The sequence below is a fragment of the Micromonospora sp. CNB394 genome (assembly GCF_000374985.1).
GTDB lineage: Bacteria > Actinomycetota > Actinomycetes > Mycobacteriales > Micromonosporaceae > Micromonospora > Micromonospora marina.
On sequence record NZ_KB895852.1, the window covers coordinates 38,532 to 52,178 of the forward strand.

Genomic DNA, 13,647 nt, shown 5'->3' on the forward strand with positions numbered 1-13,647 from the left:
ACTCCGACGGTTTGATGCTGCCCCGACGACCCGGAGGTGACGAGTGTCCCACCCCATGGCCGGCGGCGGCATGGGCGGCTGGAGCATGCTCCGGTCGCTGCGTAACCGCGACGAGGTCTCCGCCCACGAGCTCAAGCGCGGCACCGCCCGGCGGATCGTCGCGTTCGCCCGGCCCTACCGGCGCGACATCGTCGTCTTCCTGCTCACCGTGATCGTCGCCGCGGTGATCGGCGTGGCCACGCCGCTGCTCGCCGGCGACGTCATCGACGCGATCGCCGGGGCCGGCCCCGACGCCCGCTCGACTGTGGTCCGGCTCGCCCTGATCATCGCCGCGCTCGCCGTGGCCGACGCGCTCTTCTCCCTGGTCCAGCGGTGGTATTCGGCCCGCATCGGCGAGGGCATCATCCTCGACCTGCGCACCCGGGTGTACGACCACGTCCAGCGGATGCCGTTGCAGTTCTTCAGCCGCACCCAGACCGGTGCCCTGGTCAGCCGGCTCAACAACGACGTGCTCGGCGCCCAGCGGGCGTTCACCTCGACGCTGTCCGGCGTGGTCAGCAATGTCATCCAGCTCGTGCTGACCGCCGGGGCGATGCTCGTGCTGTCCTGGCAGATCACCGTGCTGGCGCTGGTGCTGCTGCCGATCTTCATCATCCCGGCCCGCCGGGTCGGCCGGCGGCTGGCCGAGATCACCCGCGAGTCGTACAACCTCGACGCCAAGATGAACGCGACGATGACCGAGCGGTTCGGCGTCGCGGGCGCGCTCCTGGTCAAGCTGTTCGGCGCGCCGGAGGTGGAGGCCGACCGGTTCGCCCGCCGGGCCGAGCGGGTGCGCGACATCGGCATCCAGTCCGCGATGTACTCGCGGACGTTCTTCGTCGCGATGCTGCTCGTCGCGTCGCTGGCCCAGGCGCTGACGTACGGCGTCGGTGGCTGGCTGGCGGTCACCGGAGCGGTCAGCGCCGGCACCGTCGTCAAGCTGGCGCTGCTGCTGACCCGTCTCTACGGTCCGCTGACCGCGCTGTCGAACGTCCGGGTCGACGTGATGAGCGCGCTCGTCTCCTTCGACCGGGTCTTCGAGGTGCTCGACCTGCGCCCGGCCATCGCCGAGAAGCCCGACGCGGTGCCGGTGCCGCGCGGCAACGGCCGGGTCGAGTTCCGCGACGTCCGCTTCCGCTACCCGAGCGCCGCCGAGGTGTCGCTCGCCTCCCTGGAGGAGGTCTCCACCCTCGACCGGACGGTCAACGAGCCGGTGCTCAGGGGCGTCTCGTTCGCCGTCGAGCCGGGGCGGATGGTGGCCCTGGTCGGCCCCTCCGGTGCGGGCAAGTCGACGCTGTCCATGCTGATCTCCCGGATCTACGACGTCAGCGACGGCCAGGTGCTGGTCGGCGGCGTCGACGTACGGGACGCGACGCTCGCCTCGTTGCGCGACGAGATCGGTGTGGTCACCCAGGACTCGCACCTGTTCCACGAGACGATCCGGGAGAACCTGCGCTACGCCAAGCCCGACGCCACCGACGACGAGATCTGGGCGGCGCTGGCCGGCGCGCAGGTCGCCGACCTGGTCCGGGCGCTGCCGGACGGGCTCGACACGACGGTCGGCGAGCGGGGCTACCGCTTCTCCGGCGGCGAGAAGCAGCGCATCGCCATCGCCCGGCTGCTGCTCAAGGCCCCGTCGATCGTGATCCTCGACGAGGCCACCGCGCACCTGGACTCGGAGAGCGAGGCCGCGGTGCAGCGGGCGTTGTCGGTGGCGCTGACCGGTCGTACCGCGCTGGTCATCGCGCACCGGCTCTCCACCGTCCGCGACGCCGACCAGATCCTCGTGCTGGACGAGGGCCGGATCGTGGAGCGCGGCCGGCACGACGAGCTGGTGGCCGTCGGCGGCCTGTACGCCGAGCTGTACCGCACCCAGTTCGCGGTCACCGACTCGCCGGCGCCCCACGCCGAGGCCGACCAGCCGGAGCCGGTGGTGACCACGGTCCCGATGGGCACCTATGTCGCCCAGGAGGCCATGCCCCCGGCCACAGCCAACTAGCGGACCGGCGCGGGCGCGCTCCCGGCACCGGCGACGGTCCAGCCGGCGCGGACGACCGAAAGCCCTAGCCCCCGGCGACCGCGGCACGCAGCTCGGCGAACGCGGCGCCGAGCGTCTCCGGGGTGAAGTGGGCGTTCAGGCCGCTCGGGTTGGGCAGCACCCAGAGCCGGGCCGCCGCGAGTGTCTCCGGCTGCGGCCCGAAGCCGGCCTTCGGCCGGGCGAACCCGATCCGGTACGCGGTCACCCCGACCACCGCCACCCAGCGCGGCCGGTAGCGCTCGACCTTGGCGGTGAGCGTGGCCGCGCCGTCGACCAGCTCGCCGGCGGTGAGTTCGTCGGCGCGGGCGCTGGCCCGGGCCACCATGTTGGTGATGCCGAGGCCGAGCGCCGGAAGCGTGTCCTGTTCGCTGGGGTGCAGCAGGCGCGGCGTGAAGCCACCCCGGTGCAGGGCGGGCCAGAACCGGTTGCCCGGGCGGGCGAAGTGCCAGCCGGTGGCCGCCGACCACAGGCCCGGGTTGATGCCGACGAACAGCACGTCGAGTCCGGGCGCGATCACGTCGGGCAGCAGCCGGTCGGTCGCCGCGGCGAGCTGCTCCCGGCTGGGCCGGGGGTGGCGGCGGGCGGGCGTGCCCGGTCCGGGCGCGGCCTCGGGCCGCCCACCGCCCGGCCGCCGTCGATCGCTCACCGGCACACCGTCTCGCGTGACCGGTTCGCCGCGGGCGCGGCCACCCGCACCCGGCTCACCGGAGCCGCCGCCGGAAGTCCGGCCACCGTACCCACCGTCACAGCCCACGCAGCGCGCCGCCGTCGACCGGAACGGTGATCCCGGTGACGTATCCGGCGGCGGGGGAGAGCAGGAACGCGGCGACCCTGCCGAATTCCGCCGGATCGCCGATGCGCCCGAGCGGGATCGCCGCCTCGGCCTGCGCGCGGGCCCGCTCGGGGTCGTCGGAGCCGGCCAGTAGCTCCCGGTTGCGGTCGGTCATGATCCGTCCCGGCAGCAGGCTGACCACGCGTACGCCGCGCGGGCCGAACTCGTCGGCCATGTCTTTGGCCACGCCGGCGAGGCCCGGCCGCAGGCCGTTGGAGATGCCGAGGCCGGGCAGCGGTCCGCGTACCGAGGTGGACAGGACCAGCCCGATCGCGCCGCCGTCGGTGAGCGCGCCGGCCACCGTGCGGGCGAGCCGGACGCTGCCCAGGAAGACCGTCTCGAACGACTCGCGCCACTGCTCGTCGGTGACGGTGGCGGCGGTGCCGGGCGGTGGGCCGCCGACGGAGACCAGCGCGCCGTCGAGGCGTCCGAAGTGTTCGCGGGCGGCGGCGACGAGACGCTCCGGCGTGGCGGGGTCGGCGAGGTCGGCGGTCAGCCCGATCGCCCGCTGCGGGTCACCGAGCGCTTCGATCGCGGCGGCCACCCGTTCCGGGGTGCGCGCGGAGACGACCACCCGGGCACCGTCGGCGACGAGTTGTTCGGCGGTGGCGAAGCCGAGGCCGCCGGAGGCGCCGGTGAGCACGTACACCCGGTCGGCGAGTCCGAGATCCATGCACCGATCCTGCCGTACCGGCGGGTGGCTGTCAGCGTGGGGCGGGCCGCAGCAGGCGTACCCGGCCGGCGACCTGAACCGCGACGGCGCCGCCGGTCCGGGCGAGGGCCGGCAGCCGGCGTGGCCGGGGCGGGCGACGGCCGTCGTAGCGGCTCGCGGCCTCGCGTTCGGCCAGCTCCTCCGCGCCCAGTGGCGGCAGCGTGTCCCGGTCGCGCAGGTCGCGGGCGAGGTCCCAGCCGTCGCGCAGCGAACCGTTCGTGGGACGGCCGTCGGCCCACGTGGTGAACGTGGCCGGCCAGGCCGGCCCGAGTCCGGCGGCGAGCAGCGGCCAGTGCCGGGCCACGTCGCCGGCCCGTTTGCGCAGCAGCGCCCGGCGTGCCGCCGCGACCGGTTCCGGGGCGAAGCCGGGCGGCAGCGGTCCACCGGCGACGAGCGCGGCGACCAGTTCGGCCTGCCGGGCGGCCAGGTCGCCGCTCACGTCACCACCGGGTGACCGGAGGCGGCGGCCAGCGCGTCCAGCTCGCCGCGCAGCTCGGCGGCGGGCGGGTAGTGCCCGTCGCGTTCCAGCAGCAGCGCGGGCGGTCGGCGTCCGGCGCACAGCTCGCGGACCAGGTCCAGCACGGCGGCGGGCACCGGGTCGGTGTGCGTGTCGTGGTAGAAGCCGCCGTGCTCGGCGCCGCCCGCCACGTGCACGTAGGCGACGCGTTCCAGCGGCAGCCGGTCCAGCAACGCGGCCGGGTCGCCGCCCCGGTTGCGGGCGTTGGCGTGCACGTTCGCCACGTCGAGCAGCAGCAGCGCGCCGGTGGCGTCGAGGATCTCGGTGAGGAAGTCCGCCTCGTCCAGCTCGTCGTCCGGCCAGTCGAACAGCGCCGCGATCGGTTCCAGGGCCAGCGGCACGGGCAGCTCCGCCTGCGTCCGCCGTACGTTCGCCACCACCGCGGCGACCGCCTCTCGGCTGCGCGGCAGCGGCAGCAGGTGACCGGCCTCCAGGCCGCCGGCCCGCACGAACGCGATGTGCTCGCTCACCAGCGGCGCGTCCAGGGCCGCGGCCACCCCGGCCAGGTGCGCCACCCGGGCCGGGTCGACCGGTTCCGCGCCGCCGAGGGACAGCCGCACTCCATGGGGTACGACGTCGACGCCGCGTCCGCGCAGCTCGGTGAGCCCGTCGGGGAGCGGTCGGGCCGGGGCGACCGCCTCCGCGACCACCTCGACGAAGCGCAGTCCCGGCAGCCTGGCGACGAAGCCGGCGATCTCGGGACGCCAGCCGATGCCGACGCCGGACGGACCGGTCATCCGCCGCACCCGCCGCCGCAGCCACCGCCCCCGCCGCAGGAGCTGCCGCCGCACGCGGAGGCGCCACCGGCGGTGGGGCCCCCGCCGCACGAGGTGCCGGTGCTCGCGCCGCCCGTCTGGCCCAGCGCCTGCCGCTGGATCTCGGCCTGCTCCGCGAAGCCCGGATCCATGGTCCAGAGCGTGGCGGTGCCGAACAGCGCCACGCCCAGCGCCACCTCGGTCGGGCCGTACGTGGCGTACGCGGGCCCGGCGTCGGGCCGCAGCCAGGCGTGCCGGCGGCGCATGTCGTTCAGCGCGGCGGTGGCCGCCCGGGTACGCCAGGGCACGCGGTTGAGCAGCACGAACGCGAGGCCGAGCGGGAACAGGCTGAGCAGCAGCCAGCCGGTGGGCCGGTCGTTGAACAGTCCGGTGACCGTGCGCACGATGCCGATGGCGAGCAGGAAGCCGACCAGCAGCGCGCCGCGCCGCAGCGTCCGGCGTCGCTCCTGATCCAGTGCCAGGCCCCGGCGTACCAGGTCGTCGCGCAGCTCGTCGACCGCCCGCCGGACCCACTCGTCGGCGGCCAGCTCACGGGTGTGCAGGCCCCGGCTCGCCGCGTGGTGCACCGCCTGGTCCACAGGGGTGGCCCCGGCCGGCAGTGGACCGCCGGTGGTGAGCCGCCGGTCCGGCCGTACGCCGACCGCGCCCGCGTGGCGCAGCCCGCCGAGCGCGGCCCAGACGGCGAGCTGGTCGCCGCCGTTGAGGAAGGCGACCTGCTGCGGCCCCAGTCCGCCGTGGACGGCGACCGGCGTGCCCTCCAGAATGCGGCGCCGGTGGACGATCGCGCCGACGACAACGACGACGGCGAGCAGGAGGTACCAGCGCAGGAATACGGGGCCAGGGATGCCCCAGGTGTCGGAGGGGGTCATCGTCTGCTCCTGTCGCGAGGAGGGGTCGCGGCTCATTGTGGAGCAGGCGCGCCAGAGTCGATCTCCTGGAGGGGCGTAGTTACCGGACCGAGACCGCTGCCGGTTCAGTGCCGGCGGACGGCCTCCTCGACCAGGTCGAGCACCCGGGCCAGGTCGCCGGCCGGCCGGCCCATCGCCAGGTGCAGCACCAGCCCGTCGTAGGCCAGTTCCAGGAACTGGGCGAGGACGTCGATCGGCACGTCGTCGCGGAGCACGCCCGCTTCGCGCTGGCGCAGCAGGCGCTCCCGGGTGGCCTCGGCGATGGCCTCGGACCGCTCCGCCCAGCGCTTGGCGAAGGCGGGGTCGGTGCGCAGCCGGCGGGAGACCTCCAGCTGGCTGCCGAGCCAGCCGGTGGTGTCCGGCGAGACGGCCCGGGCCAGCAGGTCGTGCATGACCTGCACGAGACCGTTGCGGGCGACCGTCTCCACCATTGCGGCGGCGTCGTCCTCGGCCACGGCCAGGAAGAGGGAGTCCTTGTCCCGGAAGTGGTGGAAGATCGCGCCACGGGACAGGCCGGTGGCCTCCTCCAGCCGCCGCACGGTGGCGCCCTCGTAACCGTGCCGGGCGAAACACGCCCGGGCCGCCGCGAGGATCTCCTGCCGGCGCGCGTCGAGCTGGTCCTGACTTACTCTGGGCACGAACGGATCGTCGCAGGTGGAACCGGCCGACGCAAACCGTACGTACGGCTTGAGATGCGTTTCTGGAAGATCATCTGCTCGCCGTCGGGTGGTTAGGATCGGCGCGTGTCAGCACCTCCCACGCGCCCGCTCACCGTCGCCGCCGTCCAGGCCCAGCCGGTCCCCGGCGACGTCGCCGGCAACGCCGGTGCCGCCGCCCGCCTCGTCGCCCGGGCCGAGGGCGCCCGCGTCGTGGTGCTGCCCGAACTGTTCCTGCCGGCGTACCACCCGCCGACGCTCGGGGCCGACCCGGACGCCACGGACGTGGCCGCGGACGCCGACGGCCGGGTGACCGACGCCCGGCTGGACGCGCTGCGCTGCGCCGCCGCCGACGCGGGCGCGGCAGTGGTGATCGGCGCCGCCGTCCGCCACCCCGACCTGCGGCGCACCATCTCCTCGCTCGTGGTCGACCCCGCCGGCACGGTCACCGCCGCGTACGACAAGCAGCAGCTCTGGAGCGGCGAGCGGGAGCTGTTCGACGCCGGCCGCGGGGGTGCCACGATCGAGGTCGACTCGTGGCGCCTGGGTCTGGGCGTCTGCTACGACGGCTGCTTCCCGGAGCACGCGCGGGCCGCGGCCGGCGACGGCGCGCACGGCTACCTCTGCCCGAGTGGCTACCTGACCGGTTCGGCGCACCGGCGCGACCTCTACTACGCCGCACGGGCGCTGGACAACACGATGTACGTGGTCTTCGCCAATGCGGTCGGCGGCGCCGATCCGTGGCGGTTCAACGGCGGCGCGGCGGTGTACGACCCGGAGGGCCGGCCGCTGGCCCGGGGCGCCGACACCGGCGAGGAAGTGCTGGTGGCCACGCTGGACCCGGACGCGCTGGCCGCCACCCGCGCGGCGCACACGATGCTGCGGGACCGCCCGGTCGACGCCGGGGCGGCGCGCGCCGTCCTGGTCGCCTGATCGCCGTGGCGGGGCCCTCGCCCCTGTCGGTGCTCCGGCCCTTCCCGTAGGGTGCCCAGGTGCCGTTGCTCCTGCTCGATCTGGACAACACCCTGCTGGACCGCGACGGGCCGTTCCGCGTCTGGGGAGAACGCTTCCTGGACGGCATCGGCGCGCCCCCGGCCGACCTCGACTGGTTGGTGTCCGTGGACGCCGACGGGCTGACCAACAGGTGGGACGTGGCGGACGCGATCCGCGACCGGTACGCGCTGCGCATCCCCTCGATCGACCTGGTCGACGAGTTGCACGACGGCGTGGTGGCCCACATGCGGCTGGACCCGCTGGTGGCCTGCGCGCTGCGGATCGCGGCCGACGCCGGCTGGGTGCCGGTGGTGGTCACCAACGGCGCGTCCCGTCAACAGGACACCAAGATCCGCAAGACCGGCCTGGACCGGTACGTCGCCGACTGGGTGATCTCCGAGGAGGCGGGCGTCAGCAAACCCAACCCGAGGATCTTCGCGCTCGCCGCCCAGCGGGCCCGGATGCCGTTGCGCGGCGCGTGGGTGGTCGGCGAAAGCCCGGAGGCGGACATCGGCGGCGCGACAGCTGTGGGCCTGCCCAGCGTCTGGCTGCACCGGGGACGCCGCTGGTCCGACCCGAGGTTCGCGCCCACCCGGATCGAGGACGGACTGATCGCGGCCGTCGCGGCCGTGCTGGCCGGCTGACCGCTGCGGCGGCACGCCGGACGACGGGAGCGGCGGCGCGGAAATTCCGTTGACCCGCCCGGGGTTGACGCACGAGCATGGTGCCGCGCGAGTGCGCAGCCGGGGTGTGCCCGGTCGAGGAGAGGAGGTCGGTCATGGCCGTTTTCGCAGGGTCGTTCCACCTGCCTCCACCAGCCTCGATCGAAGGACATGTCCACCCGTGCGCGATCACGACCTCCCGGCGCCGCAGCGCCGTGGCCGCGGCAAGAGCCGCTTCGACGACGACGAACCCGACTTCCTGAAGCGGGGGCGGCGTACCCCGCCGACCCTCACCGACCCGGACGCCGAGCCCGAGGCGGAGGACGCCTGGTCCTCCTGGGATCAGGCCGTCCACGGCCCCGAGCCGCATCCGGACTGGCTGGTCACCGAGCTGGCCGCCCGCGACACCGAGCTCGGGGTGCTCAAGACCGGCAAGGAGGCGGACGTCCACCTGGTCCGCCGCGCCGTGCCGGGCACCGACCGCGCCTGCCTGCTGGCGGTCAAGCGGTACCGCGACGCCCAGCACCGGCTCTTCCACCGCGACGCCGGTTACCTGGAGGGCCGCCGGGTGCGCCGGTCCCGCGAGATGCGGGCGATGACCGGCCGCACCGCGTTCGGCCGGCAGATGATCGCCGGGCAGTGGGCGGCGGCCGAGTTCGCCGCGTTGTCCCAGCTCTGGGAGATCGGGGCCGCCTCCGGGCGGATCGCGGTGCCCTACCCGGTGCAGCTGCTCGGCACCGAGCTGATGCTGGAGTTCGTCGGCGACGCCGAGGCGGGGGAGGCCGCGCCGCGGCTGGCCCAGACCCGGCCCGACGACGACGGGTTGCGCGACCTGTGGGACCAGCTCGTGGAGGCGTTGACGGTGCTCGCCCGGGCCGGGTACGCACACGGTGACCTGTCCCCGTACAACCTGCTGGTGCACGCGGGCCGGCTGGTGATGATCGACCTGCCGCAGGTGGTCGACGTGGTGGCGAACCCGCAGGGGGCCGACTTCCTGGCCCGCGACGTGCGGGTGGTGGCCGCCTGGTTCACCGCCCGCGGGATGCCCGCGACGGTGACCGACCCGGCGGCGCTGACCAAGGCGCTGCTGCGGGAGGCGGGCATCCGCTGACCGACGAGCGTCCCGGGCGGGAGACCGCCCGGGACGCCGGTCCGGTCCGGGTCACTGGAGGTAGCGCTCGACCTCCGGCACCGGACGCTCGCCCTGGGCGTCCGGGTCGCCGTGCGCCTGACGGGCCGCCCGGCGGCGGCGCAGCAGGTCCCAGCACTGATCCAGCGACTCCTCCAGCGCGCGCAGCCGCTCCCGCGCCTCGTCGTCGGTGCCGGCCTCGTGCTGCTGCGCGTCGGCACGCAGCCGGTGCTCCTCGTCGACGAGTTCCGAGATCCGGCTGAGGATGGTCTTGTCGTCCATGCCCGAAGCTTGGCACAGCGGACGGGTCCGCGCCCGCGTTCTGCCGTCGTCCGCAGAGGTGAGCGTCGCTCGCTCTCCGCAACGGCCACTGTGTACGGCAGTGACGCACATCCCACGGGCTCCATTTTCGACAAAGAGATTGTTGTTACGTGAAATATCCTCCGACCTGCCTTTTGATCTGCCGCTCAGGATGGCATGCTCGCTGGCAACGTCACGGGTCGATACGGAGTCGCGACCCTGAGTCAACCGAGGGAGCGTTCAGGTGCCCGAACCAACGGACACACCGAGGCCCGCCGGCCGGCCCCGGACCGTGCCGCTGCGGCAGATCCTGCCCGCGGTGCTCCGCGACCCCGCCCGAGCCCTCATCGACATCGGCAACCGTACCGGAGGCGACCTGGTCCGGCTCAACCTCGGCTCGTTCCGGCCGTACCTGGTCACCCACCCCCGGCACGTGCAGCACGTCCTGCGGGACCGGGCGGACAACTACGAGCGGGCCGGTGACGGGCTGTTCTGGCGCCCGGTCAAGCGGCTGTTCGGCGAGGGGATCCTCGGCGAGGGGCAGATCTGGTCGGCCAGCCGGCGGATGCTCCAGCCGATGTTCACCGCCAAGCGGGTGGAGGCGCTGGTCGACGGGATGGCCGACGCGATCCGCGACGCCGTCGACGAACTGGACGAGCCGGCCCGCGCCGGGCAGCCGGTCGACATCGGCGTGGAGCAGGCGCGCATCGTCAGCCGGGCGATCATGAAGGTGCTCTTCGCCGACCGGATCTCGGTGCCGGACGCGTTGCGCGTGATCGAGGCGCAGGACCGGATCGCCACCGCCGTCCTCCCCCGGATCGTCGTGCCGTTCGCGCCGCTGTCCCTGCCGATGCCCGGCGACCGCACGTTCGCCCGCGCCGTGCGCATCGTCGACGACGTGCTGGTGCCGATCGTCCGCGAGACGCGGGAGTCCGCCGACCAGGGCGACGACGTCATCTCGACGCTCTGGCAGGCCCGTACCGACGACGGGCGGCAACTCGACGAGCGGCAGGTCCGCAACGACACCGTGGCGATGTTCGCCGCCACCACCGAGACCACCATCAACGTGCTCACCTGGGCCTGGCCCCACCTGGACCAGCACCCCGAGGTGGCCGAGCGGCTCTACGCCGAGATCGACGAGGTGCTCGGCGGCGAGCCGGTACGCCGCGAGCACCTGAGCCGGCTCACGTACACCCGGATGGTGCTGGACGAACTGCTGCGGCTCTACCCGATCGGGTGGATCATCCCGCGCCGAGCGGTCGACGGGGACGTCATCGACGGCGTGCCGATCGAGCCCGGCGCGACGATGGCGGTCAGCCCGCTGATCACCCAGCGGATGCGTCAGTTCTGGGACCGCCCGGACGAGTTCGACCCGGAACGGTTCCGCCCCGAGCGGGTCCGGACCCGGCACCGGTACGCCCACTTCCCGTTCGGCGGCGGCCCGCACCAGTGCCTCGGCATGTACCTGTTCTACCTGGAGGCGCAGCTCATCCTCGCCACCATGCTCAGCCGCTACCGGTTCCGGCTGCACCGCCCCGGCGTACCCGGATTGCGGCTGGCGGCCGCGCTGCGGCCGCGCGAACGGGTCGAGCTGACGCTCGTCGCGGCCGGGCGGGCGGAGCGGGCATGACCGACGGACCCACCCCCGATCCGCTTGCCGTCGCCGCGGAGCAGGGCCGGGTCTGCGCGCTCGCCGCGCAGGGCCAGCGCGGCCTGCGCAAGGCCGCCGCCGCGCACCCCGAGCTGTTCCCCGGCGACCCGTTCGACGCGACGCTGTTCAGCAGCATCGCGCAGGCGATGGCGTTCAGCGCCCCCTGGCACACCGCCGCCGAACTCGCGGTGACCAACCGCGCGGTGCTCTGGGGATTCGCCGTGGACTGGCTGGTCGACCACCAGGCCACCAGCCGGGCCGAGGTGAACCGGATCACCGGCGTCTGCCTGGACGTGCTCGACGGCGGCCAGTCCGGCGACCCGCTGGGCCGGTTCCTCGCCGAGCTGCGCGACGACGTCGCCGCCGCGCCCGCCTGGCCGGCACTGCGCGGCCACTGGCGGGACACGATGGCACGCACGCTCGACGCGATGGCCCGTGAGTGGGACTGGCGGCACACCGCCCGCCCCACGCTCACCGACTACCTCGCGAACGCCGACAACCTCGCCGCGACAGTGGTGAACGTGGCGCACTGGATCCACACCGGGTCGGTGTCCGACGCCGCCACGCTGGCCCGCCTGATCGAGGTCGGCGACGAGGTCCAGCGCGCCCTGCGCCTGGCCAACGACCTCGGCACCCACCGCCGCGACGCCGAGTCCGGCGACCTCAACGCGCTGCTGCTGGTGGACGACCCGACCGAGGTCGAGCGGCGCTTCGCCGAGCAGGTCGACCACTGCCGTGTCCTGCTGGCGAAGCTGGCCGGCGAGGTGCCCCGGGAGGCCGACTTCCTGTCCCGGCAGCTCGGCTTCACCACCGGCTTCTACCGGAACACCGACTTCTGGGGCGTGCGGTGACGCTCACCGCCGGACCGGTGCCCGCCACCCGGTCCGGGGCCACGCACGACCTGATCACCGAACTCGGCGGCGAGCCGGAGGGGCAGACGTCACCGTCGGTCTACGAGACCGGACGGCTGGTCGCCCTCGCGCCCTGGCTCGGTGGCCACGACCGGCGCGTGACCTGGCTGCTGGACCGGCAGCGCCCGGACGGCGGCTGGGGCGGCCCCGGCGGGTACGCGCTCGTGCCGACGCTGAGCGCGGTCGAGGCGCTGCTGGCCGTGCTGCACCACGAGGGTCCGGCCACCGCGCCGGCCGCCGCCGCGCACCGGGGACTGGCGCATCTGACCGGCGCCCTGCGCGACGGCGCCCCGCCGGACCTGCCCGCCACCGACCTGATCGTGCCGGCGCTGCTGACCGCTGTGGACCGGCACCTCGACGGTCCGGCCGGGCCGCCACCCGGGCTGGCCGAGTGGGCCGGCCGGGCCCGCCTGCCGCTGCCCGCCGGTCTCGACCCGGCCCGGCTGACCCGGGTACGCGGGCTGCTGGCCACCGGAAGACCGGTGCCGGAGAAGCTGGCGCACGCGCTGGAGGTGGCGGGCGAGCTGGCGTACCGCGCGCCCGGCGTACGCCCCTCGGCCAGTGGTGCCGTCGGCGCCTCACCCGCCGCCACCGCCGCCTGGCTGGGCAAGCCGGAGCCCGGCCCCGTGCTGGACTACCTCAACGCCGTCGCCCGGCCCGGGCCGGTGCCCTGCGCGAGCCCGATCACCGTGTTCGAACGGGCCTGGGTGCTCGGCATCCTGGTCCGGGCCGGGGTGCCGGTCGGGGCGCCCGAGCCGGTGCTGACCGAGCTGCGCGCCGCGGTCGGACCATCCGGCGCGGCCACCGCGCCCGGCCTGCCCGCCGACGCCGACACCACCGCCGTCACGCTCTACGCGCTGGCCCGGCTGGGTCGCGCTCCGGGCGTCGCGCCGCTGGCCGGGTTCGACACCGGACGGCACTTCTGCACCTGGCCGGGAGAGGACGGGGCGTCGCTGACCACCAACGCGCACGTCCTCGACGCGCTCGGCGAGCAACCGAGCGCGCCCGGCGTCACCGGCGCCCGGCGCCGGGTCACCGAGTGGCTGCTGGACCGGCAGGAGCCGGACGGGCGGTGGGAGGACCGCTGGCACGCCTCGCCGTACTACGCCACCTACGCGGTGCTGCTGGCGCTCGCCGACCACGCGCCGGACGGCGCGGCGCGAGCCGCGGTCGAGCGGGGGGTGGCCTGGCTGCTGGACACGCAGCGCCCGGACGGCTCCTGGGGACGGTGGGACGGCACCGCCGAGGAGACCGCGTACGCGGTGCTCGCCCTGGCCGACGCGGGCCGGCCCGGCGACCCGCGGATCACATCGGCGCTGGTGCGGGGGCGTCTTCGACTGTCCGAGCTGGACGGATGCGACAGCGAACCGGCACTGTGGCACGACAAGGACCTCTACCGGCCGACGCGGATCGTGCGTGCCGCGGTGCTGGCGGCCTCCGGCCGCGCCGGGGCGGCCCGGACGGCGGCCGCACCCACCATGATCAGGATCGCTTGAATGAGGTTCACGACGGCTGCTAGCGTG

At 74.8% G+C, this 13,647-nt stretch carries 14 protein-coding genes; 7 read left to right on the forward strand and 7 right to left on the reverse strand.

All coding sequences use genetic code 11. From position 1 onward, the window contains the following. Nucleotides 1-55 precede the first annotated feature (55 nt). Nucleotides 56-2,038 (forward strand): ABC transporter ATP-binding protein, encoded by a 1,983-nt coding sequence (locus C569_RS0123775; protein WP_018788246.1) that lies wholly within the window; start codon nucleotides 56-58, stop codon nucleotides 2,036-2,038. 64 nt (nucleotides 2,039-2,102) lie between these two features. Here C569_RS0123775 and mug read toward each other — a convergent pair whose 3' ends face one another. The 6 genes from mug to C569_RS0123805 form a co-directional block, all read right to left on the reverse strand. After that, a complete protein-coding gene (mug, locus tag C569_RS0123780) occupies nucleotides 2,103-2,723 on the reverse strand; it encodes a G/U mismatch-specific DNA glycosylase (protein WP_026268572.1) in 621 nt (206 codons plus the stop codon). A gap of 97 nt (nucleotides 2,724-2,820) precedes the next feature. After that, nucleotides 2,821-3,582: an SDR family oxidoreductase gene (locus C569_RS0123785; RefSeq protein WP_018788248.1), complete on the reverse strand. Its 762-nt coding sequence runs from the start codon at nucleotides 3,580-3,582 to the stop codon at nucleotides 2,821-2,823. 31 nt (nucleotides 3,583-3,613) lie between these two features. Next, a complete protein-coding gene (locus C569_RS0123790) occupies nucleotides 3,614-4,060 on the reverse strand; it encodes a hypothetical protein (RefSeq protein WP_018788249.1) in 447 nt (148 codons plus the stop codon). After that, nucleotides 4,057-4,875, reverse strand: coding sequence for a DUF692 domain-containing protein (locus C569_RS0123795; RefSeq protein ID WP_026268573.1), 819 nt, complete (start codon nucleotides 4,873-4,875; stop codon nucleotides 4,057-4,059). The genes C569_RS0123790 and C569_RS0123795 overlap by 4 nt, the downstream gene beginning before the upstream one ends. Further along, nucleotides 4,872-5,783 carry a TIGR04222 domain-containing membrane protein gene (locus C569_RS0123800; protein ID WP_018788251.1) on the reverse strand — a complete coding sequence of 304 codons (912 nt, stop codon included), beginning with the start codon at nucleotides 5,781-5,783 and terminating at the stop codon, nucleotides 4,872-4,874. Before C569_RS0123800 ends, C569_RS0123795 begins: the two co-directional genes overlap by 4 nt. A gap of 104 nt (nucleotides 5,784-5,887) precedes the next feature. After that, on the reverse strand, nucleotides 5,888-6,460 hold the full coding sequence (locus C569_RS0123805) for a TetR/AcrR family transcriptional regulator (RefSeq protein ID WP_018788252.1): 573 nt from the start codon (nucleotides 6,458-6,460) through the stop codon (nucleotides 5,888-5,890). A gap of 105 nt (nucleotides 6,461-6,565) precedes the next feature. Between C569_RS0123805 and C569_RS0123810 the strand changes: the two genes are divergently transcribed. The 3 genes from C569_RS0123810 to C569_RS0123820 all read left to right on the forward strand — a co-directional run bounded on the left by C569_RS0123810 (nucleotide 6,566) and on the right by C569_RS0123820 (nucleotide 9,244). Beyond that, nucleotides 6,566-7,411, forward strand: coding sequence for a carbon-nitrogen hydrolase family protein (locus C569_RS0123810; RefSeq protein WP_018788253.1), 846 nt, complete (start codon nucleotides 6,566-6,568; stop codon nucleotides 7,409-7,411). A gap of 59 nt (nucleotides 7,412-7,470) precedes the next feature. Next, entirely contained in the window at nucleotides 7,471-8,115 is a 645-nt protein-coding gene (locus tag C569_RS0123815) for an HAD family hydrolase (protein WP_018788254.1), read from the forward strand. Nucleotides 8,116-8,314: 199 nt separating this feature from the next. Further along, the gene (locus C569_RS0123820) at nucleotides 8,315-9,244 is read left to right on the forward strand and encodes a serine protein kinase RIO (protein WP_018788255.1); all 930 of its coding nucleotides are present in this window, start codon (nucleotides 8,315-8,317) and stop codon (nucleotides 9,242-9,244) included. A 51-nt stretch (nucleotides 9,245-9,295) separates the two neighbouring features. Here C569_RS0123820 and C569_RS0123825 read toward each other — a convergent pair whose 3' ends face one another. Next, nucleotides 9,296-9,544: a DUF2630 family protein gene (locus C569_RS0123825; RefSeq protein WP_013287422.1), complete on the reverse strand. Its 249-nt coding sequence runs from the start codon at nucleotides 9,542-9,544 to the stop codon at nucleotides 9,296-9,298. 310 nt (nucleotides 9,545-9,854) lie between these two features. On the opposite strand from C569_RS0123825, the gene C569_RS0123830 reads away from it, so the two are divergent. From C569_RS0123830 to C569_RS0123840, 3 genes are read left to right on the forward strand one after another with little or no spacing between them, the layout of a single operon-like run. Beyond that, nucleotides 9,855-11,192: a cytochrome P450 gene (locus tag C569_RS0123830; RefSeq protein ID WP_018788256.1), complete on the forward strand. Its 1,338-nt coding sequence runs from the start codon at nucleotides 9,855-9,857 to the stop codon at nucleotides 11,190-11,192. After that, nucleotides 11,189-12,064, forward strand: coding sequence for a terpene synthase family protein (locus C569_RS0123835; protein WP_018788257.1), 876 nt, complete (start codon nucleotides 11,189-11,191; stop codon nucleotides 12,062-12,064). Before C569_RS0123830 ends, C569_RS0123835 begins: the two co-directional genes overlap by 4 nt. Further along, complete coding sequence (locus C569_RS0123840; RefSeq protein WP_018788258.1) at nucleotides 12,061-13,620, forward strand: prenyltransferase/squalene oxidase repeat-containing protein; 1,560 nt, start codon at nucleotides 12,061-12,063, stop codon at nucleotides 13,618-13,620. Before C569_RS0123835 ends, C569_RS0123840 begins: the two co-directional genes overlap by 4 nt. The last annotated feature ends 27 nt before the right edge of the window (nucleotides 13,621-13,647 follow it).